The organism is Streptomyces sp. NPDC054813, from assembly GCF_053611365.1.
On sequence record NZ_JBSHAF010000015.1, the window covers coordinates 229,493 to 250,483 of the forward strand.

The window sequence follows — 20,991 nt, forward strand, 5'->3', positions numbered from 1 at the left end:
CCCTCACACCGAGGGCCTCCGACTGTTGCGTCCCGGGTTCTGAGCGCATTCCCCGAACGCCTCGACCGATATTCCGCGCGCATTCCGGGATTCTAAGGAAAACGACAGGAAATTCGCGCTCCGCCGCCGAGCTGGGCCGATGAGACGATCTCGCCGCGTGCAATCTTAGATCTCGCGCCGCCTCCATTGACGGTCTCTCACCCCGATGCAACGCTCACGGCGCACCCGCACCAGCAATGAGTTCTTATTTCCCGCCCTGCGAGACCGCCCACTCGACCCGCAATTTCCCGCCATATACAGCGGGTCGAATTCGTGCGGTCAATTGATTCCAGCCGGAGGAGAGAGATTTGACGCCGACCCGTGAAAACCGGACAGAAGAACGGCGGATCACCCTCGTGGTGCTGGACCTGACCTCGATCAGCAAGTACACGGCCGACGCCCAGGGCACGGCAGAGACCGTCGCGGTCAAGATCGCCGACCTGCCCCGCTCGCTGCGCGGCTGACCCCGCCGCCGTATCCCCACCGTCGTACCCCCACCGATGAAGGAGTTCGTCTTGGTAACCAGGCGCACGCTCATCGCCGGCTCCGCCGGCATCGGCACCGTGGCCGCACTCGGCGGCACCGCCGTCGCGGCCGCCTCCCCCGGCCCGACGGATCCGGTGTCCGGGGCCGGACACATCGTCGGCGCCACCGCGATCACCAAGGTCTACGGCGTCGGCCAGAAGCTCGTCGCGGTGGCCGTCGAGTACGACCGTCCCATCGCCGGCTCCTCCCTCTCGGTCTCGGCGTTCGCGGTCACCAACCGCACGGTCACGAGGGTCTACGCCAACACCTCCGCCGCACTCGCCGAGCGGGGCAGGGACGGCCGCCACGTCATCGTGGAGCTCTCCCCCGACGACAGGGCGGCCCTGCTGTGGGGCAAGGACGCCGTCGGCGCGTCGAGCAGCCCGGCCCCGGCGCCCAGCGGATCGGGCGGCCCCGGCGCCGGCGGTCCGACGGCCGGCGACACCACCCCCGGCGGCCCCATCGTCCCGGCGAAGGCCACCGTCACCCAGACCGGCACGGTCACCACCACCCACGGCAGGACCTACGCGCCGAGCGGCACCGCGGTGGCCACGAGTGCGGTGGTGAACCCGATCGTCGACGACTTCGAGCAGTTCACCTTCGACGACCCGGAGACCGGAAGGTCGCTGAAGTACAACCTCTTCACGCCGAAGGGCTACGACCCGCGCAGGAAGTACCCGTTGGTGCTGTTCATGCACGACGCCGGTGTCGTCAACGTCGACACCGTCGGCCCCCTGGTCCAGGGACTCGGCGCGGTGTGCTGGGCGAGCCCCGAGGACCAGGCCCGGCACGAGTCGTTCGTGCTCGCGCCCGAGTACGGCGAGGTCGTCATCGACGACACCTACCAGCCGACCTCGCTCTTCGAGACCACCGTGCATCTCGTCGAGGCGGTGTCGGAGCAGTACAGCATCGACACGAAGCGGCGGTACACCACCGGTCAGTCGATGGGCGCGATGCTGTCGCTCGGGCTGAACATCCGGTACCCGGACCTGTTCGCGGCCGCCTACATCGTCGCCGGGCAGTGGCCGGACAGCCAGGCCGCGCCGCTGGCGGGGAAGAAGCTGTGGATCGTCGTCTCACAGGACGACGACAAGGCCTTCCCCGGCGAGAACGCCATCACCTCGGTCATCCAGGCGGAAGGGACCAGGGTCGGCACGGCGGTGTGGGACGCGGGGTCAAGCGCCGCGCAGTTCGCGGCGGACGTACGCAATCTGGAGAAGCAGCGGACACCGGTGAACTACGCCACCTTCCTGACCGGCACGGTCACCGGCACCACCGGCGCCACGAGTGCGCACATGGGCACCTGGCAGATCGCCTACTCCATCCCCGGAATCCGTGACTGGATCATGAAACAGTCCCTCTGACCCGACGGGCATCTGAGGAAACGGTCCGGCGACAGGGGGCGTCGGCTGCCTCAGGCCTCCGGGACCGTCGTGCGTACGCCGTTCAGTAGGGCGGTCAGGATGCGGGTCAGCCGGGGTTCGACGTCGACCACCGCGTGCGCCAACTCGCGGTGGCTTTCGTAGAGTTCGCGAAGACCCGTGCCGGGCGCGGCCATCTGCCACAGCGCCCCGGCCATGCCCGTGGCCGTGGCGATCACGTCCACGGCCGCGCCCTCTCCGATGCCGAGCAGGCCGCGCAGCACGGTGGCGACCGACGCGACCTCGGCGAGCGCGATCGTCTTGAACTCGTAGGCGGAGTCGAGCGACACATTGCGCTCCAGGTTCAGCGGCGCCTGGGCGAGCAGGTCGCAGAAGAACGGCCGCGCCACCAGCGACCGGGCGACGGCCACCGCGATCTCGTCATGACCGGCGCCGGTGAGCTCGCCCAAGCGTGCGCGCAGCGCCGCCGACCACTCCTGCCAGCCTTCGCCGGTGAGCGTCAGGAAGATCTGCTCACGTGTCTCGAAGTACCGCAGCATCGCGGATTTGTGCATGCCGACGGCGGCGGCGATGTCGGTCAGCGTGACCTCGCGCACGCTGCGCTCGGTGCCGAGCGATCGGGCGGCGTCGAGGATCTCCCGCTCACGCTGCTGCTTGGCCGCCGCACTGCGGGCGCGCTGAGAGCGAGTCGAACTCACGAGCGGAATCTTAGCGCAACCCAGTTGCATTAATGGCGCGACCGTGCCCCCTCCCACGTTTGCGGTCCGAACCGCCAACACCGATCGTCCCGCCCGCCGTTAAAGGACACGCAGGGAGCCTGTCGCAGATCTCTCGCGGAATTGTCCGTGATCGGTAACGGATGGATCCGGTGCCCGCCGCCTTCCGTCTGGACGGGTGCACGAGAACAACGGAACGACAAAGATCGGGGCGGACGATGGCGCGGCGCGGCGGACGAGGGTGGTACGGCCAGGTGGCCGCGGCGGCGATGGGGGTCACGGCGGTGGCCGTGGCCGCCTCGCTGTGGACCTCGCCGTCCGGTCCCGGCGACGGGAGTGCGGGAGCCGGGACTTCGGCACGCCCCGGGGTGCCCGGCGCCGACCGGAAGGCGGCCGCGGTGTCGGTGGAGATCGCGCACGCCTCGGACCGGGGTGCCCGGGGCGTGAACATCACCATCGACGACGGGCCGGACCCGGTCTGGACGCCGCAGGTGCTCCAGGTGCTCAAGGAGTACGGCGTGAAGGCCACGTTCTGCATGATCGGCCCGCAGGCGCAGGCGCATCCGGACCTGGTCAGGGCGGTGGTGGCGGCCGGGCACCGGCTGTGCGACCACACGGTGTCGCACGACGTCACCATGGACACCAAGTCCGAGTCCTACCAGTCCCGGCAGATCCTCGACGCGGAACGCATGATCACCCAGGCGTCTGGGGGTGTCCGGCCGCTCTACTACCGCGCCCCGGGCGGTGCCTTCACCCCGTACAGCAGGAAGCTCGCCGCTTCGCACGGCATGCGGCCGCTCGGCTGGAACGTCGACTCGAAGGACTTCGAACGCCCCGGTACCGCCGCGATCGTCGGCACCGTCAAGGACGAGATGCCGAACGGGCCGACCATCCTCTTCCACGACGCCGGCGGCGACCGCTCCGAGACCGTTGCCGCCCTGCGCGAGGTACTGCCCTGGCTGAAGGAACAGGGGTACGCGTTCGGCTTCCCGGTGCGGTGAGCCGGACCGCGTCGGACGTGGTGCGCCGAGCCCCCGATCGGCAATGATCCGCTCAACAGGAGTGCCGATCCGCTCAGGGCGTCGTACCGTCCCGGTAAATGTTGCGGACCACCCGAGGGTGGCCGCATATGGGTGGTGTGCGCGGTGCGGCGGCGGGGCCGACTGCCCTGGGCCAGCGGGAGGTGTACATGTCGGGGCGGGCACCGCGCTGGGTGACGTGGTTGCGCGACCGGGACCCGGACCTCGCGGCGACCCGGCGGGCCGGGCGCACCGCGCTGGTGATGCCCGCCCTGTTCGCGCTGTGCGGCGAGGTGTTCCACAACCCGACGATGGCGAGCTTCGCCGCGTTCGGAACGTTCTCGATGCTGCTGCTGGTCGACTACTCCGGTCCGATGGTGGAGCGGCTGCAGGCGCAGGCGGCCCTCGCGGTGGCGTGGCTGGCGTTGAACTGCGTCGGCACGCTGGCGGCGGCCGACATCCGGCTCGCCGTGGCGGCCACGGTCGTGGTCGGGTTCGTGATCCTTTTCGCCGGCGTGGTCAGCTCGGTCCTGGCCGGCAGCTCGACGGCGCTCCTGCTGGCGTTCGTGCTGCCGGTGAGCGCACCGGTACCGCTGTCACAGCTGCCCGACCGTCTCGCGGGCGCGGGCCTGGCGGCGGTGGTGGCGCTGCCGGCCATCGCCCTGATGTGGCCGCGCCCCGTCGCCGATCCGCTCAGCGCCCCGGCGGCCGCCGTCTGCCGTGCCGCCGCCGGATATCTGCGCGCCCGCGCCTCCGCGCCGGCCCCGGACGGATCGGTGCCCTTCGCGGATCACTGCAGAGCGGCGGCCCAGATCACCGCCCAGACCGGCGCGGACCTGCGGGCAGCCTTCGACGCCACCCCCTACCGCCCCACCGGCCTGTCCGCGACCTCCCGTGCCCTGGTCCGGCTGGTCGACGAACTCACCTGGCTGTGCGCCATCCTCGTGGACCGGTCGGACTACACCGACGAGCCCCCCGGCTGCGATCCGGCCGCGCACGGCGTGCGCCGCACCGCCGCCCATGTCCTGGAGGCGGCCTGCGATCTGCTCACCGACCTGACCGGCGACACCGGCCCGCTGCGGGCCCGCGCCGAGGAGCTGCGGGCGGAGCTGACCGGGATGGAGCACAGCTCCACCGTCCGGGTGCCCGCCGAACACCCGGGTGGGAACAGTACGGCGGAGATCTACGGGTTCATCGCCGCGCTCGACGTGTCCTTCCGCGCCCAGGAACTTGGCTTCGCCGTGCTGCAGATCGCCGACAACGTGGACATGGCGGCCACCGCCTGGCAGCGCTGCTGGCACGAGCGGCTGCTCGGCCGTGAGCCGGGCGCGCTGGCCGCACCGCTGGCCGCCGCACGGGAGCGGGCCGCCGCCCATCTCAGGGCCGACTCGGTGTGGATGCACAACAGTCTCCGCGGTGGTGTCGGCCTCGGCATCGCCGTGTTCCTGGCCAACGCGACCGGCGTGGGGCACTCCTTCTGGGTCCTGCTGGGCACCCTGTCCGTGCTGCGCTCCAATGCGCTCAGCACCGGGCAGAACGCCGTCCGCGCCGTCCTCGGCACGGTCGCCGGCTCCGTCATCGGCGCCGGGCTGCTGCATCTGATCGGCCACCACGGCACCGCGCTGTGGTTCGTGCTACCGGTGGCCGTCCTGTTCGCCGGAATCGCGCCCGCCGCCATCTCCTTCGCCGCCGGGCAGGCCGCGTTCACCGTCACGCTCGTGGTGCTGTTCAACATCGGCCACGACCCCAACTGGCATGTCGCCCTGCTGCGTATCCAGGACATCGCGCTGGGGTGCCTGGTGAGCATCCTCGTCGCCGTGTTCTTCTGGCCGCGCGGCGCCCAGGCGGCCGTCCACAAGGCACTCGCCCAGGCGTACGAGGACAGCGCCCGTTACCTCGGCGGCGCCGTCGACTACGCCCTCGGCCACCGCCACCCCGCGGACCCGGATCCGCAGAGCCGTGAGGCGGCGGCCTCCGCCCGCCGCCTGGACGACGCGTTCCGCAGCTTCCTGGCCGAACGCGGCGCCAAGCCACTGTCGCTGGCCTGTACGACCACCCTCGTCTCGGGAGTCGTCGGGCTGCGCCTGGCCGCCGACGCCGTCGTCTCCCTGTGGCAGGGCGAGGACCTGGCGCGCGTGGAGGCCGTACGGGCCGACGCGCACAGTGCCGTCCTCGGGTCGGCGGCCCTCGTCACCGGCTGGTACCACGGGCTCGCGGCCAGCCTCGGCGACCACGGCCCCGTCCCCGACGTCGTCCCCCTGCACCCCGAGGGTGCCGCGCGGCTGGTGCGGTCCGTCCGTACCGAACTCAGCGACGGGCAGGGCCGGGCCACCCCCGTCGCGGTCCGGATCATCTGGACCGACGACCACGTCGACGCCGCCCGCCGTCTCCAGCCCGGCCTCGCGGACGCGGCGAAGGCCCGGGGGGCGGCACACCACGGCCGGCTGCGGAAGAGGTCCACCGGCTGACCCCGGCGACGACGGCCCAGCCGCTCACCACGCGCCCACCGACCCCGACGACAACGAACCAACCGCTGACCACGGGTCCGGCGACCACGGCAACGCCGAACCAACCACTCACCACGCGCCCACCGACCATGACGACGGACCGGTGGCGCGCCCCAGGTCCGGGGCAGCACAGTCGTCTTGTCAGCGCACGGTGGCTCGGAGCGGTGTGCCGGACAGGTATGCGGGGGCGGCCCAGGCGACGTCGTCGACCGCGAGCCACGGCGCGGCGGAGACCGCCGAGGGCGTCACGCCGGTGAAGGCGCGGACGTCTCGGTGGAGGTGGGACTGGTCGGCGTACCCGATCTCCGCCGCCACCTGTGCGGCGCTGTGCCCGCGGCGAGCCGGTGGGCCGCGTGGTCGAAGCGGATCAGCTGGGCCGCGCGCTTGGGGGTGAGGCCAAGGTCGACGACCACCGTGACCGCCGGGTACGGGATCACACCCAGGTCGACGGGGTCGGTGGTCCGCGCGCGGAATCCCGCCATGCTGACTCCCGGCAGCCGACCGGGCCGCGCCGGGACGGCGATGTCCCAGATCTGCGCGGCGTCCCGAGCCGGCCGTGCGGTCCGCATGGCGCCAGCGTACGGAACATTCGTCCAAGACAAAGCGGCACGGGCCCGCCGAGACTGACGGCCTGCCCGTCAGGGACACCGGCATGATCCGCCGGGCGCCCCCCGGCCTCCCGGACCGGAAAGGACCGCACGTGATCCGCGCACCGATCGTTCTGTTCACGCCGGCCGATTGACGGACCATCAGCCCGCGGTACGCCGGATCCGTCCGGCGAACCGCCCTCCCCGGGCGCCGGAGTTGCACCCCTCAGGACGGTGACGGAGCCGGAAGGTGGTCCGCGTCCACGACCGCCTGCGCGAAGGCCCCGGGTGCCTCCTGGGGGAGGTTGTGGCCGATGTCCGCGAGCGTGCGGTGCTCGTACGCGCCGGTGAACCTGTCCCGGTAGCTGCTGCCGTCGCCGGGCGCGGTGAACGGGTCGCGGCCGGGGTCGAGGGTGATGGTGGGCACGGCGATGAACGGCCTGGCGGCGAGCCGCTTCTCGAGGTCGTCGTAGCGGCGCTCACCGGGGGCGAGGCTGAGCCGCCAGCGGTAGTTGTGGATGACGATGGCCGCGTAGTCGGGGTTGTCGAAGGCCGCCGCGGTGCGGTCGAAGGTGGCGTCGTCGAAGTCCCAGGTCGGGGAGACCTGTGTCCAGACGAGCCGGGTCAGGTCACGGCGCCTGTCCCGGTCCTCCATGGCCTTCCGGCCGCGCTCGGTGGCGAAGTAGAACTGGTACCACCAGGTGTACTCGGCCTTCGCCGGCAGGGGCTCCAGGTTGGCCTTGAGGTTGGTGACGAGGTACCCGCTCACCGACACCAGCGCCCGGCACCGCTCCGGCCAGAGCGCGGCGATGATGTCGGCGGTGCGCGACCCCCAGTCGAAGCCCGCCAGCACGGCCTTCTCGATCTTGAGGGCGTCCATCAGGGCGATGGTGTCGAGCGCGACGGCCGACTGCTGGGCGTTGCGGACCGTGCGGTCGGACAGGAAGCGCGTGGTGCCGTGACCGCGCAGGTAGGGCACGATCACTCGGTACCCCTGCGCGGCCAGCAGGGAGGCGACCTCGACGTAGCTGTGGATGTCGTACGGCCAGCCGTGCAGGCAGATGACCACGGGACCGTGCGCCGGGCCGGCCTCCGCGTAGCCGACGTCGAGCAGCCCGGCCCTGATCTGCTTCGGCTGAGAGAAGGAGCCCCCGCCCGAGCCGGCCCTCCCGGACGGCGACGCCCCGTCCCGGGCAGCCGCGGAGGCGGACGGAGCCCCCTGCAGGCCTCCGAGCGACGCAGCCGCCGCGCCGGTCCCCAGAGCCGTTCCGAAGGTGCGCCTGTTGATCACGAGAAGCCCTCCTCGATCCACGGTTCACCCTCGCCGCTCGTCACCGCTTGAACAGGTGATGGTTCACCCATCCTGCCACATCGCCCCGATCCCGCAACCAGGTCCGCCGGAACGCGGCGAGATCACCCGGTGACGGTCCTGCGCTGACCGATCGGTCCACACCGGCCGGCGCCTCCGCGGGTGTGGACCGCGCCGCACGTCCTTGACACCCGCGGGGGCGGTCGACGTACGTTGAACCGATCGGTTTCTGACGGGTGGAGGCCCTTGATGCACGTATCCGGCGCGGCACCGCAGGGTGTGTGCTCCGGCGTGCGGCTGATCGTCCGCCGGCATGTCGACTACTGCCGCACCTGCTCCGCCGTCTGTCCTTCCGCCCGCCTCTGATCGCTGCCGGCCCGGCCGGCCGGTTCCTCTGCCGGCCCGTCCGCCGGACCGCTTGCCGTGGCCCCGCCCGGCTCTCTCGCCGTGGCCTCGCCCGGTTCCACCGTCGTGGCCCCGAGGCCGCGATTTCCCGTGTTTCCCGGAAGGAACGTCCATTGTCCGGCCCCGCCCTGCACCTCGCCGTCGAGATCGACGGCGACGGCGCCCACCCTGCGGCCTGGCGCCGTGCCGCCCACGCACCCGACCGGTTGCTGACCCCGCGTCGAGTGGCCGGGCTCGCCGCCGTCGCCGAGAACGCCGGGTTCACTCTGATCACCCTGGACGACGGGGTGCTGCCGCCCGGTGCCGCGCCGGATCCCGTCGGCCGTATAGGCGCGTTGGAGCGGGCGGCCTTCGTCGCGGCGTCCACCAGCACCATCGGGATCGCGCCCGTCGTCCCGCTCACGTATGCCGAACCCTTCCATGTCTCCAGCCAGTTGGCGTCCCTGGACCACATCTCCGCCGGCCGCGCCGGGTGGGTGGTGACGGAGGAGGACCGTGCCGAGGCGGCCCGGGTGTGGGGGCGTCCCCTGGTCGCCGACGCGGCCGGGCGGGCCCGGGAGTCCCGGGACGGGGTGGAGGTGGCCCGCGCCCTGTGGGACTCGTGGGAGGACGACGCGGTCATCCGGTCCGTGGCCACGAGCCGCTACCTCGACCGCGACCGACTGCACTACATCGACTTCACCGGGGAGACCTACGCCGTCAAGGGCCCGGCGATCGTGCCGCGCCCGCCGCAGGGGCAGCTCGTCGTCCTGGGCCGCCCGGACCAGGTGGCCGCCGCGCAGCTCGACGTCGCCCTGGTCGAGGGCCGCGACCCGGCGGCGGTCGCCACAGCCGCCGCCGGCGCCGGTACGCCCCGTGTCTTCGCCGAGGTCGAGCTGGCGCTGGACACACCGCACGCGACCGGCGCCGAGCGCGTCGCCGACCTGGAACGCCACGCGCCGTGGGACGACCGCGGACGGCTGCGGCACGTCGGCTCGGCGGACGGACTGGTCGCTGTTCTCGATGAGTTGAGCCGTCACGTCCACGGGGTACGGCTGCATCCCCTCGTACTGGACGAGGATCTGCCCGTCCTGTCCCGCCTGGTCCAGCCGGCCCTGTCCGCGCGGCGTCTGGTCGCCCGCCCGCTGCCCGGTACGTCCCTGCGCTCGGCCCTGGGTCTGGAGCGCCCCGCCAACCGTTTCGCGGCCACGGCCGTCCAGGAGGAGACCCGATGACCCGCACCGACCCCCTCGACGTCCCCCGGCCCCGCGCCCAGCTGCACTTCGGGGTCTTCTTCCAGGGCGTCAACCACTGGACCATCTGGTCCGCCCCCGACAGCGGTTCGCAGATCGACCCCGCCTCCTTCCGGAAGGTCGCCCAGACCGCCGAACGGGGCCTGTTCGACGCGTTCTTCCTCGGTGAGGGGCTCCGGCTGCGCGAGGTCGACGGCCGGATCCACGACCTCGACGTGGCCGGACGGCCGGACGCCGTCACCCAACTCGCGGCGCTGGCCGCGGTCACCCGCCGGATCGGCCTGGTCTCCACCTACAACTCCACCTACAACGAGCCCGCCGACCTCGCTCGCCGCCTCTCCGGCCTCGACCTCCTCTCCGCGGGCCGCGCCGGCTGGAACGTGGTGACCACGGACAACGCCTGGACCGGCGCCAACTTCCGCCGCGGCGGCTATCTCGACCACGCCGACCGCTACCGGCGCGCCGAGGAGTTCCTCACCGTGGCCCGCGCCCTGTGGGACGGCTGGGACGACGCAGCAGTCGTCGCCTCCGTGAACGCTCCCGCCTGGTCGGTGCCCGGTGCCGTACGCCAAGTACGCCACCGAGGACCACAGTTCGACGTCGACCTCGCCCCCACCCTGCCGCGCAGCGCCCAGGGCCACCCGGTGATCTTCCAGGCCGGTGACTCGGGCGAGGGGCGCGACTTCGCCGCCCGCAACGCCGACGTCATCTTCTCCGCCCACGGCAACGACTTCGACGACGCGCTGGCCTTCGCCGAGGACATCCGGCGCCGGCTGCGGGCGGTCGGGCGGCCCGACGACGACCTGCGGATCCTGCCCGGCACCGAGATCATCATCGGCGCCACCGAGGAGGAGGCCCAGGAGAAGAAGCGCTGGATCCGGCTCCAGCAGGTCACCCCCGCCACGGCCCTCGGAGTCGCCGGGCTGCTGTGGGGCATCGACCTGTCCGACCGCGACGCCGACGGTCCGCTGCCCGTCGAGGACCCGGTCGTCGCCGAGAACGACGGCTCCTTCGGGGCCCGGCGCATCGCCGACCCGCGCACGGTGGTGGCCGAGTGGCGGGCGAAGGCGGAGGAGCACGGCTGGTCGCTGCGCGAGACCGTCATCGCGCTCGGCCCGCAGCGCGGGCACGTCGGCACCCCGTCCGGCCTGGCCGACAGGTTCGCCCGGTTCGTGCGGCACGGCGCGGTCGACGGCTTCAACGTCACGCCGTACCTCATCCCCGACGGCCTCGACGACATCGTCGAGCTGCTCGTCCCGGAACTGCAGGAACGCGGGGTCTACCGCACCGGGTACACCGGCAGCACGCTGCGCGAACACCTCGGCCTGCGGGCACCGCTCACCCACCGCTCCGCTCCCGAGCGACGGCAGGCCGGCTGAACTCGTCGCCCCCGCCGCACCGGACCGGCAGCGGGGGTCGGCACCTGGATCTCCTCCAGGACGTCCGGTCCGCCGTTCGACCTGAATCCGTGTGCACGCAGGTGGCGTCCTGGTCCACTCGATCGACGCGCAGGACCGGGGCCACCCCCGCGGAGTGCCGTAGGCCCATCAGCTCGCGGACTCCGCAGGTGTCCTGACGGGCCCGAAACTCCCCTGCGGCGGAAGCACGACGTGCCTCGCCATTCCGCTCGGGCGGCAGGGTCGTCCGGGTCACTGCCGGGTCCGGTGCCGTACGGACGCGTCACGGTCGCGCTGCCGGTCGAGCACGTCGTCGGCCGGGCAGCGGCCGCGGCGGACGTAGCGGTCGGCGTAGGCCGCGACGGCGTCCATGACCCTGGTGCTCGCGCCCAGCCGGGGCAGGGCGTCCAGTGCCGCGGTGAAGCAGGTCACGGCGGCGCGCTTCAGTTCCGGGTCGGCAAGCCCGTGGCGTGCCGCGCTCGTCCACAGCGGATTGTGCGGCGCCGGGGCCCCGGCGCCCCGCTCCGCCAGGGACTCCACCGCCCGGTTCGCGACAACGGCGGCACCAGGGTCGTCGAACAGGGCCGTGGCCACGGCGAACGGCACGGTCCACCCGTCGTCGCCGGGCTGTGCGTCGATCATGCGCAGTTCCAGGTATCCGCGCGGCCTGACAGGCGGAAACAGGGTGCTGATGTGATAGTCGAGGTCCGCATGGGTCGGCGGGCGCATGGTGCGCGAGCGGGTCCACTCGCGGAAGCTCACCGCGTCCGGAACCTCCCAGGGACCGTCCCGTCGTACGCACATCACCGGTGCGTCGAGGACCCGCCGGACCCAGGCACGGCGCGGGTCGGGGACCAGGGAGGGCCCGCCGGCCCGTCCCGGATCGAGTTCCGCCCACATCAGCTGCCGCGTGGACAGCCAGCCCGTGGCGCGGCCCTCGGCCATGGGCGAGTTCGCGAACGCCGCGACCAGGACCGCGCCCAGGTGGTGTGCCAGCCACCAGCGGCGCGCGAATCCCATGACGCCGGGTTCCTCCCGTCCGGCGTCGAGGCACACCTGGACGGAGGCCGACGTGCACATCAGGGTTCGCCCCGCCGGACCCGTACGGTCGAGGCAGGCCTCCATGGCGTCGTAGCGCCGCTCCCGCAGGAACCGGCGAGGCGGCTGCCAGGGATCGACGCCCATGCCGGCCAGGGTCAGGCCGTGCTCGCGCAGCGCGGTGCGCACGGCCGCCAGATCCGCGGAGACCTCCGAGACGCACTGGGCCAGCGACGGGGCCGGCCGGGAGCTCAGCTCCACCTGACCGCCGGGCTCGACGCTCAGCCCCGACGTCAGCGGCAGGGTTCGCAAGTCGGCGTGGGCCGCTTCCAGGTCCTCACGGCCCACGGGGGCGTGCGGCGCACGCTCTCGGTGGACAAGCCATTCCACTTCGACCCCGACGCTGCGCGGCGGACCCGTCTTGAAGCAGATCCCCTCGACCAGCGCCTCCGCCTCGTGCTCGGAGACAGCAGGACCATCAACGCCGCACTCCGGTGAAACCGACATCCAGGAGCCTCCTGAGCCGCCTCAGGGCCGTCGGGGATCCGACGTCCGGTACGCGCCGCTGTGCCTGCTGCCAGAGTCCGCCGTCCCGCCCTGTCATGACAAGAGCGCACTTTCCAGACACCTGGGCACGCGGCAGCCCGCGACCGGCGGCTCGGAAGGTCCCGGGCCGCCCTCAGCCCGTCGCGGGCCCGCCGTCAGTGTCCCGGCGTGCCTTCTGCCGGATACGCGTGTCCCGGTCGTGTTCGTGGTGCTCCGGCATGAGCGGCCGGGCCGTCTCGGCGTCCCCCGCCCGGATCGCCTCGATCCCGCGGTCGTCTCTCGTCAGGTGCGCTGTTGCTCCGTGAGCGCCTTGGTGAAGTGGGTGACGGGCCGGTCCACCCGCTCGCCGTCGAGGGTGATGTCGACGGCCTCGTTGTAGAAGGCGAGGAGCCCCTGGACGGCGCCGACCGCGGGCAGCGGGTCCGGATAGCTCCAGACGACGTTGGGCGGGACGTCGGCCTCGCCGCGCCACGACCAGTACTCGGCGGTGCCCTTGTAGGGGCAGCCGGTGTGGTGGTCGGTGGCTTCGAGAAGGTCGAGGCGGACGTCCTCGCGCGGGACGTAGTAGCGGGTGGGCAGGCCGGTCTCGAAGAGCAGGACCGGCCGGCGGGTGTCCGCGACGACCGTGCCGGCGATCTCCACCACCAGGTGACGGCTGCTGGGGATGGCGTCCACCCGCTTGTGCGGGTCACGGGGGTGGATGAAGATCTCTTCCTCCTCCTCGTACCAGTGGTCCAGGCCCCGCCCGACACGCCGGAACCACTCGAAGGCGATGTGGTCGGCCAGGTCGGCCGCCGGGAAGGTCCAGGCGGCGTTCTCCAGCAACTCGCCGTCGACATCGAGGTCGTAGAAGATCCGCGAGCCGGTGTGCGTGCCCGTCGGGGGGTTCTTCGCGGGTCGGAGCAGGTCCGCGCGGATCTCCGTACGCGGGAACGCGTACAGCGGTACGGGAACTCCCGGCTCCCAGACGAGGACGGGGTGGTGGCTGTCGACAACCGTGACCTCACCCTGGCGACCGCGCACCCAGCGCTCGCTCGGCTCCCACAGGAGCCCCTCGGGGGTGGTCCGCACGGCCTGCGCGGTGGGGAATGTGGTCATGACCGGCTCTCCTTCGGCTTGCTCACGCGGTGACTTCGGCGACGTAGGGGCGGTTCTCCCGCCAGGCGGCGAGCTGCTCGGAGCGGCCGAGGACCCACAGGTACTCCTCGACGTTGCCACCGGCACGCTCCCACACCGAGACGGGTTCGAAGTCGGAGCCGTCCAGGTCGGCGAAGGCCGGCAACGGTGCCACGACCCTGTCCCGACTCGGGTGGACGAACACCGCGGAGGAGCGGCGCGTCACCGAGCCGCCGGTGCCGTCCGGGGCGCAGCCCGCCCTCCGTCCAGTTGGTCGGTTCCAGGAAGAGCTTCTCGTCGTCGTACTGGCCGATGTCGAAGCGTTCGAGTTCGAGGCGGCCGAAGTCGTCGGGCCACTGCCGCCAGCGGCGGTTGGGGTGCCCGGTGGGGCCGGCCAGCTGTTCCTTCTCGTCACGGGGGAGGCCGAGGATGCGGCGGAAGCCGTCGTCCACCACCCGTCCCGGCACGTGAGACGGTCCCATCTTCTCGAACAGGGCGTCCGGTTGCGGCATTGACGTACGACAAAACCGATCCGTACGATCGCCAACGGCATTGAGTGTCAGCGTCAAGCCCTGGCTCGCTGACCGGCAACCCTCCCACGCGGTGGGGTGCTCCAGGTGAAAGCCCGGCGGGATCACCGATGACTCCCGCAAGCGCGTGGCCCCGTGACCGGGGCCGGAGACGAGGAGGGACCGGCATGCGACACAGCGATGACCCGGCTGCCTCCCCCGTCGACGCCACGGCGTACTCCCGGCTCTCGCGTCGGCGCCACATCGATCTGAAGCGCTCGACCAGCTGCCTCTGTCGGGTCTGACCGGCCCGCCTGCCGCCGGCTGACCTCCGTCACCGGCCATGGCTTCATCGTGCCGCCCTTCCCCTCGCCACCGTGTCCCCGGTGTCGTCCACCTGCCCTCCGTCTGCACAGCGCTTCCCCCGGCCGGCGCCGATCCGGCCGGGGCCGCACGCCCCTGCACGGCCGTGCCTCGCGCCCCGACACCCGGCACCCCGTGCCGGGTGCCACGAGTAGGAGAAAGCCTCCGTGACTGCACTCCCGGATTTCAGACCCTCCCGATGGGCGCCCCTGGCCGCGCTCCTGACCACCAGCGTCCTGCTGACCGCGTGCGGTTCGGGCGACGACGGCTCCGGCGGCGGAAGCGGCCAGGCGAAGTCCGGCGGCGCCCTGACCTTCGCGGTGGGATCCGACGCCGGTTGCGTGGATCCGCAGCAGGTCGGCAGCAACGACACCATCTACTCGGTGCGCCAGATCGTGGACTCCCTGACCGACCAGGACCCGAAGACCGGCAAGATCGTGCCGTGGCTCGCCAAGAGCTGGGACATCAGCACCGACGCGACGACGTTCACGTTCCACCTGCGGTCGGGGGTCACCTTCAGCGACGGCTCGAAGCTGACCGCCCAGGTGGTCAAGGACAACTTCGACGCGGTGCCGGACCTCGGCGCCCTGGGCACCCTCGCCGAGGGCTATCTGAGCGGCGTCAAGAGCACCACCGTGGTCGACCCGCTCACCGTCAAGGTGTCCTTCAAGCAGCCCAACGCCCAGTTCCTGCAGGCGACTTCGACCCACTCGCTGGGTATCGAGTCGTCGGCGAGCGTGACGAAGTCCCCGCAGCAGAAGTGCAGTGACGGCGTGGTCGGCTCCGGGCCGTTCGTGCTGAAGCAGTACGTGCAGAACCAGTCGGTCACCCTGGCCAGGCGGACCGGGTACGACTGGGGTTCCTCGCTGTGGTCGAAGAAGGGCGAGGCCTACCTGGACAAGCTGGTGTTCAAGGTCGTACCCGAGGCGGGGGTGCGGGCCGGCAGTCTCCAGTCCGGGCAGGTGGACGCGATCAGCAGCGTCGGCAAGGCCAACGAGGCGGCGCTCAAGGGCGGCCAGGTCACCCTCCAGAGCCGGGCCAACCCCGGTGTGGTGTTCGGCCTGGGGCTCAACAACTCGCGGCCTCTGCTGAAGGACACGAAGGTCCGTCAGGCGATCACGGCCGCCGTCGACCGGAAGCAGATCGCCGACACCGTCTACCCGACCGGCACCCAGCCGGCGACCAGCATCCTGGCGCACACGACGCCCGACTACACCGACCTCTCCACTGAGCTCGCCTTCGACGCGGCCAAGGCCAAGTCCCTTCTGGAAGAGGCTGGTTGGAAGGCCGACGGCGACGGAGTCCGCACCAAGGACGGCAAGAAGCTGAGCCTGACCATCAGCTGGTTCCCCAACGCGGCCACCAACCAGCCCGCGCTGGAGCTGGTCCAGCAGCAGCTCAAGGCCGTCGGGATCGACGTGGTGCTCAAGCAGCTGCCGGTCACCCAGTTCGCCACCACGCTCCAGTCGGGTGACTTCGATGTGGTGTGGGGGAACACGACCCGCGCCGACCCGGACATCCTGCGCAGTTCCTTCTCCACCCAGCTGGCCAACTTCTACCACCTGCCCGCCAGTTCGCTGGACACGGCGCTGTCCGCACAGGCCGCGACCACGGACACCGCGAAGCGCAGGCAGCTGGTCGCCGAGGCGCAGCAGCTGATCGTGCGGAACGCGTACGACGTACCGGTGGTGGAGCTCCAGACCCAGCTGGGCGTCTCCAACAAGGTGCACGATCTGGAGTTCGACTCCGGCAGCCGCGTCCAGCTGCACGACACCTGGATCGGGTAGCTGATGCGGCGCTATGTGATCAAACGGCTGGCGCAGGCGGTCGGGGTGCTGTGGGCGGCCTACACGGTGTCGTTCCTGGTGCTCGACTTCCTGCCCGGTGACCCGGTCTCCGCGATGGCCGGGGCCGGGATGGACTCGGGTCAGACGGATCCGGGCCAACTCGCCAAGCTGCGGCACGAGTACGGCTTCGACAAGCCGGTGCTGGTGCAGTACGCGGAGTATCTGGGCCGGGCGGTGCGTGGGGACTTCGGCGACGCGGTCTCCACCGGCCGCCCGGTGACCGCCACGCTCTCCGACGCGCTGCCGCAGACGCTCCAGCTGACCAGTGCCGCGCTGCTGCTGGCGGTGGTGCTCGGCGGCGGCCTGGCGGTGGTGGCGACGTACACCTCGCAGCGGTGGCTTCGGCAGCTGCTGCTGTCGCTGCCCCCGCTGGGAGTGTCGGTCCCGACGTTCTGGGTGGGGCTGCTGCTGGTCGAGGCGTTCTCGTTCCGGCTGCACTGGTTCCCGGCGTTCGGCAACGACGGGCTGCGCGGCCTGGTGCTGCCGGCCCTGACGCTGGCGATACCGACCGGCGCGCAGGTCGCCCAGGTGCTGTCCAAGAGCCTGCTGACCGCGCTGGACCAGGCCTACGTGGAGACCGCGCGGGCCAAGGGCGCCGGCCGGTGGCGGGTGCATCTGCGGCACGCGCTGCGCAACGCCTCGCTGCCGGCGCTGACGGTCGTGGGCCTGCTGGTCGGGCAGCTGATCGCCGGTTCGGTGGTGGTCGAGACGGTGTTCTCGCGCGACGGTCTGGGCCGGGTGACCGCGGCGGCGGTCACCACCCAGGACATCCCGCTGGTCCAGGGGGTGGTGGTGTTCGGGGCGCTGATCTTCGTGGCGACGAACCTGCTCGTCGACCTCGTCTATCCACTGCTGGACCCGCGGATCGTGGTGGCCTCGGACAGAAAGGCGAGCTTCGCATGAGCCAGAGCCTTGTCGACGACCAGGCCGAGGCCGCCCTCGGCCTCGCCCGGCCGGTCGGGACGGGACCTCCCGCGGAGCCCGGACGGCCCGCCGACATCCGCCGGGTGCTCCGCTTCCTGCTGCGCCGTCCCGGTCTGCTGCTGTCCGTCGTCGTCCTCGTGCTGGTGGTGCTGGCCGCCTTCTGGCCGGATCTGTTCACCTCGCAGGACCCGCTGAAGGGGGTGCCGTCCCAGAACTTCCGCGGCCCGAGCGGCAGTCACTGGTTCGGCACGGACGAACTGGGCCGCGACGTCTTCTCCCGTGTGGTGCACGGCGCCCAGCTCTCCCTGAAGGCCACGCTGATCGCGGTCCTGGTCGCGTTCGTGGTCGGCGGTCTGCTCGGCGTGGTCGCCGGGTTCGTGGGCCGCTGGGTGGACGACGTGCTGATGCGCTTCGTCGACGTCCTCCTCGCCATCCCCGCGCTGTTCCTGTCGCTGGCCCTGGTCACCGCGCTCGGGTACGGGACGGTGAAGGTGGCGGTCGCGGTCGGCATCGCCAGCGTCGCCTCCTTCGCCCGGGTGGCGCGGGCCGAGGTGCTGCGGGTGCGGCAGGCGGTGTTCGTCGAGGCGTCCCGGTCCTGCGGGACCCGCTGGTACTCGGTCCTCGGCCGGCACGTCCTGCCCAACGCCGCGGGGCCGGTGATCGTGCTGGCCACCCTGGACTTCGGCTCCTCGATCCTGGCCGTGTCGGCGCTGAGCTTCCTCGGGTACGGCGCGCCGCCGCCCGCCCCGGAATGGGGGACGTTGATCTCCGACGGCCGCAACTACCTGGCCAACGCCTGGTGGCTGACCGCGCTGCCCGGGCTGGCGATCGCCGCGACCGTGCTGGCCACCAACCGCATCGCCAGGGCGCTGGACGGCGAATGGGCGCGGCAGCGATGACCGACAACGCACATGAGAACGGTGACGCACGCGAGAACGGTGAGAACGTGACCACACCACTCCTGGAGATCCGCGGCCTGTCCGTGTCGTACCGCACCCGGGGCGGCACGGTCTCGGCCGTACGGGGCGTGGACCTGGACGTATGGCCCGGGCAGGTGACGGCCGTGGTCGGCGAGTCCGGCTCCGGCAAGAGCACCACCGCACACGCCGTCACCCGGCTGCTGGCGGCGAACGGCACCATCGACGCGGGCACGGTCCGCTTCGGCCGGCACGACCTGGCCACGCTGTCGGAGGCGGAGCTGCGTACCGTGCGGGGCGCGCAGATCGGGCTGGTCCCGCAGGATCCGACGGTCTCGCTCAACCCGGTCGAGCGGATCGGCGACCAGGTCGCCGAGGTGCTGCGCATCCACGGCCTGGCGACCCGCCGGGCGGCGGCGGGTGAAGCGGTCGCCGTCCTTGACCGGGCCGGGCTGCCCGACGCGGCCGTCCGGGCCCGGCAGTACCCGCACGAGCTGTCCGGCGGCATGCGGCAGCGGGCCCTGATCGCCGTCGCCATCGCCGCGAAGCCCAGGCTGATCATCGCCGACGAGCCGACCAGCGCGCTCGACGTCACGGTGCAGCGGGTCATCCTCGACCATCTCCAGCACCTCACCGAGGAGTCGGGCACCGCGATCCTGCTGGTCACCCACGACCTCGGGGTGGCCGCCGACCGGGCTCAGCGTCTCGTGGTCATGTCCCAGGGCAGGGTGGTCGAGGCGGGCGAGACCCGTGCCGTTCTCGCCGACCCGCAGCACGAGTACACGCGACGGCTGCTGGCCGCCGCCCCGAGCCTGACCACGGCCCGCCCCCGTACCCCGGTCTCCGCCGCCCCGGCCGACACGGCGGTTCCCCTGGTCGAGGCACGCAACCTGGTCAAGGAGTTCAGGCTGCCGCGCGCCGGGGGCGAGGCCCAGACCCTGCGCGCGGTCGACGACGTCAGCCTCACCCTGCGGCGCGGCCAGACCCTCGCCCTGGTCGGGGAGTCGGGCTCGGGCAAGTCCACCACGGCCCGGCTGGTGCTGCGCCTGGCCGAGGCGACCTCCGGGCAGGTGCTGTTCGACGGCACCGACGTCACCGCCGCCAAGGGCGCCGAGGTCAGGCAGCTGCGCCGGCGTGCCCAGCTCGTCTACCAGAACCCCTACGCCTCGCTGGACCCGCGCTTCTCCATCGGCGAGGTGATCACCGAGCCGCTGCGGGCGTTCAAGGTCGGCGACCGCGCCGCCCGGCTCGACCGCGCCCGCGAACTCCTCGACCGGGTAGCGCTGCCGGCCTCGACGCTGGAGCGCCGCCCGGCGGAGCTGTCGGGCGGACAGCGCCAGCGGGTGGCCATCGCGCGTGCCCTCGCGCTCTCCCCCGACCTGGTGGTGTGCGACGAACCCGTCTCCGCGCTCGACGTATCCGTACAGGCTCAAGTCCTGCACCTGCTGGCCGAGTTGCAGGCGGACACCGGCGTGGCGTACCTGTTCATCTCGCACGACCTGGCCGTCGTACGGCAGATCGCGCACCAGGTCGCCGTCATGCGGGCCGGACGGGTCGTCGAGACGGGCCCGCCGGAGGACCTGTTCTCCGAGCCCCGCCACGCGTACACCCGCGAGTTGCTGGCGGCGATCCCGGGCGGGCGTGCCCCCTCCCCCGCCGCCGAGCCTGGGTGAGCGAGGGAGTCGAACCGCCGCCGAGCGCGGGGCCGGCGGTCGCCGGCGGCACGCTAGTGACCTCCCGCTCGCCACCTGCATCGGCTGGAACACCCGCGCTCCCGGCCAGGGCCACGGCGCGCCGCACGAGTTCAGCGGCTCCGCGTTCCCCTTCGCCGCGACGGAGGAGGAGCGTCTGGTCACCGGCGCCCCACGCCCGAGCGTCCACAGACGCCACCAGGACGCGGACGGGTACGCCGCCGCGAACTGTCAGCCATCCGCCGGGTCGGCCACTGACGAACACGGTCGCGCTTCGCTTGACTTACCGCAGAGAAGGTCCGTCTCGCGGCGCACCACCACGGTCAACCGCGCTTTCGTCGACCCGCAAGACCTGATCACCACCGTCCGGTGAGGCCCACGCCGGCTCCGGCACCACCACGAGCCCTATTGCCGAGGTGGCCGACGGCTGCTCTGCCCATCACACCGGGTTTACGCCCCATGATCAGGGGCAAACGAGGTCTTGTGCTTCGGACCGGAGGCGCATGCCCAGCGGGAAATCATCCCGGCTTTCGGCGCCCTCCGGTGCCAGAACGCCTTTCCGCTGTGGCGCCCCCTGAAAAGACCTCAGGAAATGCCTGGAAGTCAAATTCCGGACTTTCTGTAAATGCGTCCAGGAGCGATTCCGCATGCCGACCGACTTGTCGAACAGCCGCCCCCGTACGCCCGGCCAGCCTGCGCACGCCCCGTCCCGGCGTTCGCACGACGACGCCCCTGACACCGCGTCCCTCTTCGCCCGGCTCGCCGCCCTGGGCGACGGCCCCGAGCGGGACGCCCTGCGCGAGGAACTGGTGGCCGCCTGGCTGCCCATGGCCCACCGCATCGCCGGCCGCTTCCGCGACCGCGGCGAGTCCGTCGAGGACCTGCGCCAGGTCGCCGCCCTCGGCCTGGTCAAGGCCGTGGA

The 20,991-nt window shown here is 72.0% G+C and carries 17 protein-coding genes, 2 pseudogenes and 1 riboswitch; of the genes and pseudogenes, 13 read left to right on the forward strand and 6 right to left on the reverse strand.

Going from position 1 to position 20,991, the window contains the following annotated elements; all coding sequences use genetic code 11:
• Positions 1–347: 347 nt before the first annotated feature.
• Both ACWGJB_RS29150 and ACWGJB_RS29155 read left to right on the forward strand, forming a co-directional pair.
• A complete protein-coding gene (locus ACWGJB_RS29150) occupies positions 348–503 on the forward strand; it encodes a hypothetical protein (protein ID WP_453383035.1) in 156 nt (51 codons plus the stop codon).
• Positions 504–554: 51 nt separating this feature from the next.
• Complete coding sequence (locus tag ACWGJB_RS29155) at positions 555–1,928, forward strand: alpha/beta hydrolase-fold protein (protein WP_453383036.1); 1,374 nt, start codon at positions 555–557, stop codon at positions 1,926–1,928.
• Positions 1,929–1,978: 50 nt separating this feature from the next.
• Here the strand turns inward: ACWGJB_RS29155 and ACWGJB_RS29160 are convergent, their stop codons facing one another.
• Positions 1,979–2,674, reverse strand: a complete 696-nt coding sequence (locus tag ACWGJB_RS29160; protein WP_453383037.1) for a TetR family transcriptional regulator — start codon at positions 2,672–2,674, stop codon at positions 1,979–1,981.
• Between the two features lie 206 nt (positions 2,675–2,880).
• Here ACWGJB_RS29160 and ACWGJB_RS29165 point away from each other — a divergent pair, with 206 nt between their 5' ends.
• Complete coding sequence (locus ACWGJB_RS29165; protein WP_453383038.1) at positions 2,881–3,663, forward strand: polysaccharide deacetylase family protein; 783 nt, start codon at positions 2,881–2,883, stop codon at positions 3,661–3,663.
• A gap of 128 nt (positions 3,664–3,791) precedes the next feature.
• A complete protein-coding gene (locus ACWGJB_RS29170; RefSeq protein WP_453383039.1) occupies positions 3,792–6,149 on the forward strand; it encodes an FUSC family protein in 2,358 nt (785 codons plus the stop codon).
• A gap of 180 nt (positions 6,150–6,329) precedes the next feature.
• On the opposite strand, the pseudogene ACWGJB_RS29175 reads toward ACWGJB_RS29170, so the two are convergent.
• Positions 6,330–6,589: pseudogene (locus ACWGJB_RS29175) on the reverse strand (helix-turn-helix domain-containing protein); the annotation flags it as partial.
• A 412-nt stretch (positions 6,590–7,001) separates the two neighbouring features.
• Positions 7,002–8,066, reverse strand: a complete 1,065-nt coding sequence (locus ACWGJB_RS29180; protein WP_453383040.1) for an alpha/beta fold hydrolase — start codon at positions 8,064–8,066, stop codon at positions 7,002–7,004.
• Between the two features lie 536 nt (positions 8,067–8,602).
• On the opposite strand from ACWGJB_RS29180, the gene ACWGJB_RS29185 reads away from it, so the two are divergent.
• Both ACWGJB_RS29185 and ACWGJB_RS29190 read left to right on the forward strand, forming a co-directional pair.
• Positions 8,603–9,703 carry an LLM class flavin-dependent oxidoreductase gene (locus tag ACWGJB_RS29185; protein WP_453383041.1) on the forward strand — a complete coding sequence of 367 codons (1,101 nt, stop codon included), beginning with the start codon at positions 8,603–8,605 and terminating at the stop codon, positions 9,701–9,703.
• The gene (locus ACWGJB_RS29190; protein ID WP_453383042.1) at positions 9,700–11,100 is read left to right on the forward strand and encodes an NtaA/DmoA family FMN-dependent monooxygenase; all 1,401 of its coding nucleotides are present in this window, start codon (positions 9,700–9,702) and stop codon (positions 11,098–11,100) included. Before ACWGJB_RS29185 ends, ACWGJB_RS29190 begins: the two co-directional genes overlap by 4 nt.
• A 270-nt stretch (positions 11,101–11,370) precedes the next feature.
• Here the strand turns inward: ACWGJB_RS29190 and egtA are convergent, their stop codons facing one another.
• From egtA to ACWGJB_RS29205, 3 genes are all read right to left on the reverse strand, one after another.
• Complete coding sequence (gene egtA / locus ACWGJB_RS29195) at positions 11,371–12,663, reverse strand: ergothioneine biosynthesis glutamate--cysteine ligase EgtA (RefSeq protein WP_453383043.1); 1,293 nt, start codon at positions 12,661–12,663, stop codon at positions 11,371–11,373.
• A gap of 321 nt (positions 12,664–12,984) precedes the next feature.
• Entirely contained in the window at positions 12,985–13,800 is an 816-nt protein-coding gene (locus tag ACWGJB_RS29200) for a DUF427 domain-containing protein (protein WP_453383044.1), read from the reverse strand.
• Positions 13,801–13,822: 22 nt separating this feature from the next.
• Positions 13,823–13,993 carry a hypothetical protein gene (locus ACWGJB_RS29205; RefSeq protein WP_453383045.1) on the reverse strand — a complete coding sequence of 57 codons (171 nt, stop codon included), beginning with the start codon at positions 13,991–13,993 and terminating at the stop codon, positions 13,823–13,825.
• 61 nt (positions 13,994–14,054) lie between these two features.
• Here ACWGJB_RS29205 and ACWGJB_RS29210 point away from each other — a divergent pair, with 61 nt between their 5' ends.
• The 7 genes and pseudogenes from ACWGJB_RS29210 to ACWGJB_RS29240 all read left to right on the forward strand — a co-directional run.
• The gene (locus ACWGJB_RS29210; RefSeq protein ID WP_453383046.1) at positions 14,055–14,333 is read left to right on the forward strand and encodes a hypothetical protein; all 279 of its coding nucleotides are present in this window, start codon (positions 14,055–14,057) and stop codon (positions 14,331–14,333) included.
• 33 nt (positions 14,334–14,366) lie between these two features.
• Positions 14,367–14,480, forward strand: a riboswitch (SAM riboswitch).
• A 35-nt stretch (positions 14,481–14,515) separates the two neighbouring features.
• Positions 14,516–14,632 (forward strand): putative leader peptide, encoded by a 117-nt coding sequence (locus tag ACWGJB_RS29215; RefSeq protein ID WP_453383047.1) that lies wholly within the window; start codon positions 14,516–14,518, stop codon positions 14,630–14,632.
• Between the two features lie 225 nt (positions 14,633–14,857).
• Complete coding sequence (locus ACWGJB_RS29220; RefSeq protein WP_453383048.1) at positions 14,858–16,477, forward strand: ABC transporter substrate-binding protein; 1,620 nt, start codon at positions 14,858–14,860, stop codon at positions 16,475–16,477.
• A 3-nt stretch (positions 16,478–16,480) separates the two neighbouring features.
• Entirely contained in the window at positions 16,481–17,440 is a 960-nt protein-coding gene (locus ACWGJB_RS29225; RefSeq protein WP_453383049.1) for an ABC transporter permease, read from the forward strand.
• A complete protein-coding gene (locus ACWGJB_RS29230; RefSeq protein WP_453383050.1) occupies positions 17,437–18,360 on the forward strand; it encodes an ABC transporter permease in 924 nt (307 codons plus the stop codon). Before ACWGJB_RS29225 ends, ACWGJB_RS29230 begins: the two co-directional genes overlap by 4 nt.
• A complete protein-coding gene (locus ACWGJB_RS29235; protein ID WP_453383051.1) occupies positions 18,357–20,051 on the forward strand; it encodes a dipeptide ABC transporter ATP-binding protein in 1,695 nt (564 codons plus the stop codon). Before ACWGJB_RS29230 ends, ACWGJB_RS29235 begins: the two co-directional genes overlap by 4 nt.
• 665 nt (positions 20,052–20,716) lie before the next feature.
• A pseudogene (locus tag ACWGJB_RS29240) lies at positions 20,717–20,991 on the forward strand (B/F/G family RNA polymerase sigma-70 factor); the annotation flags it as partial.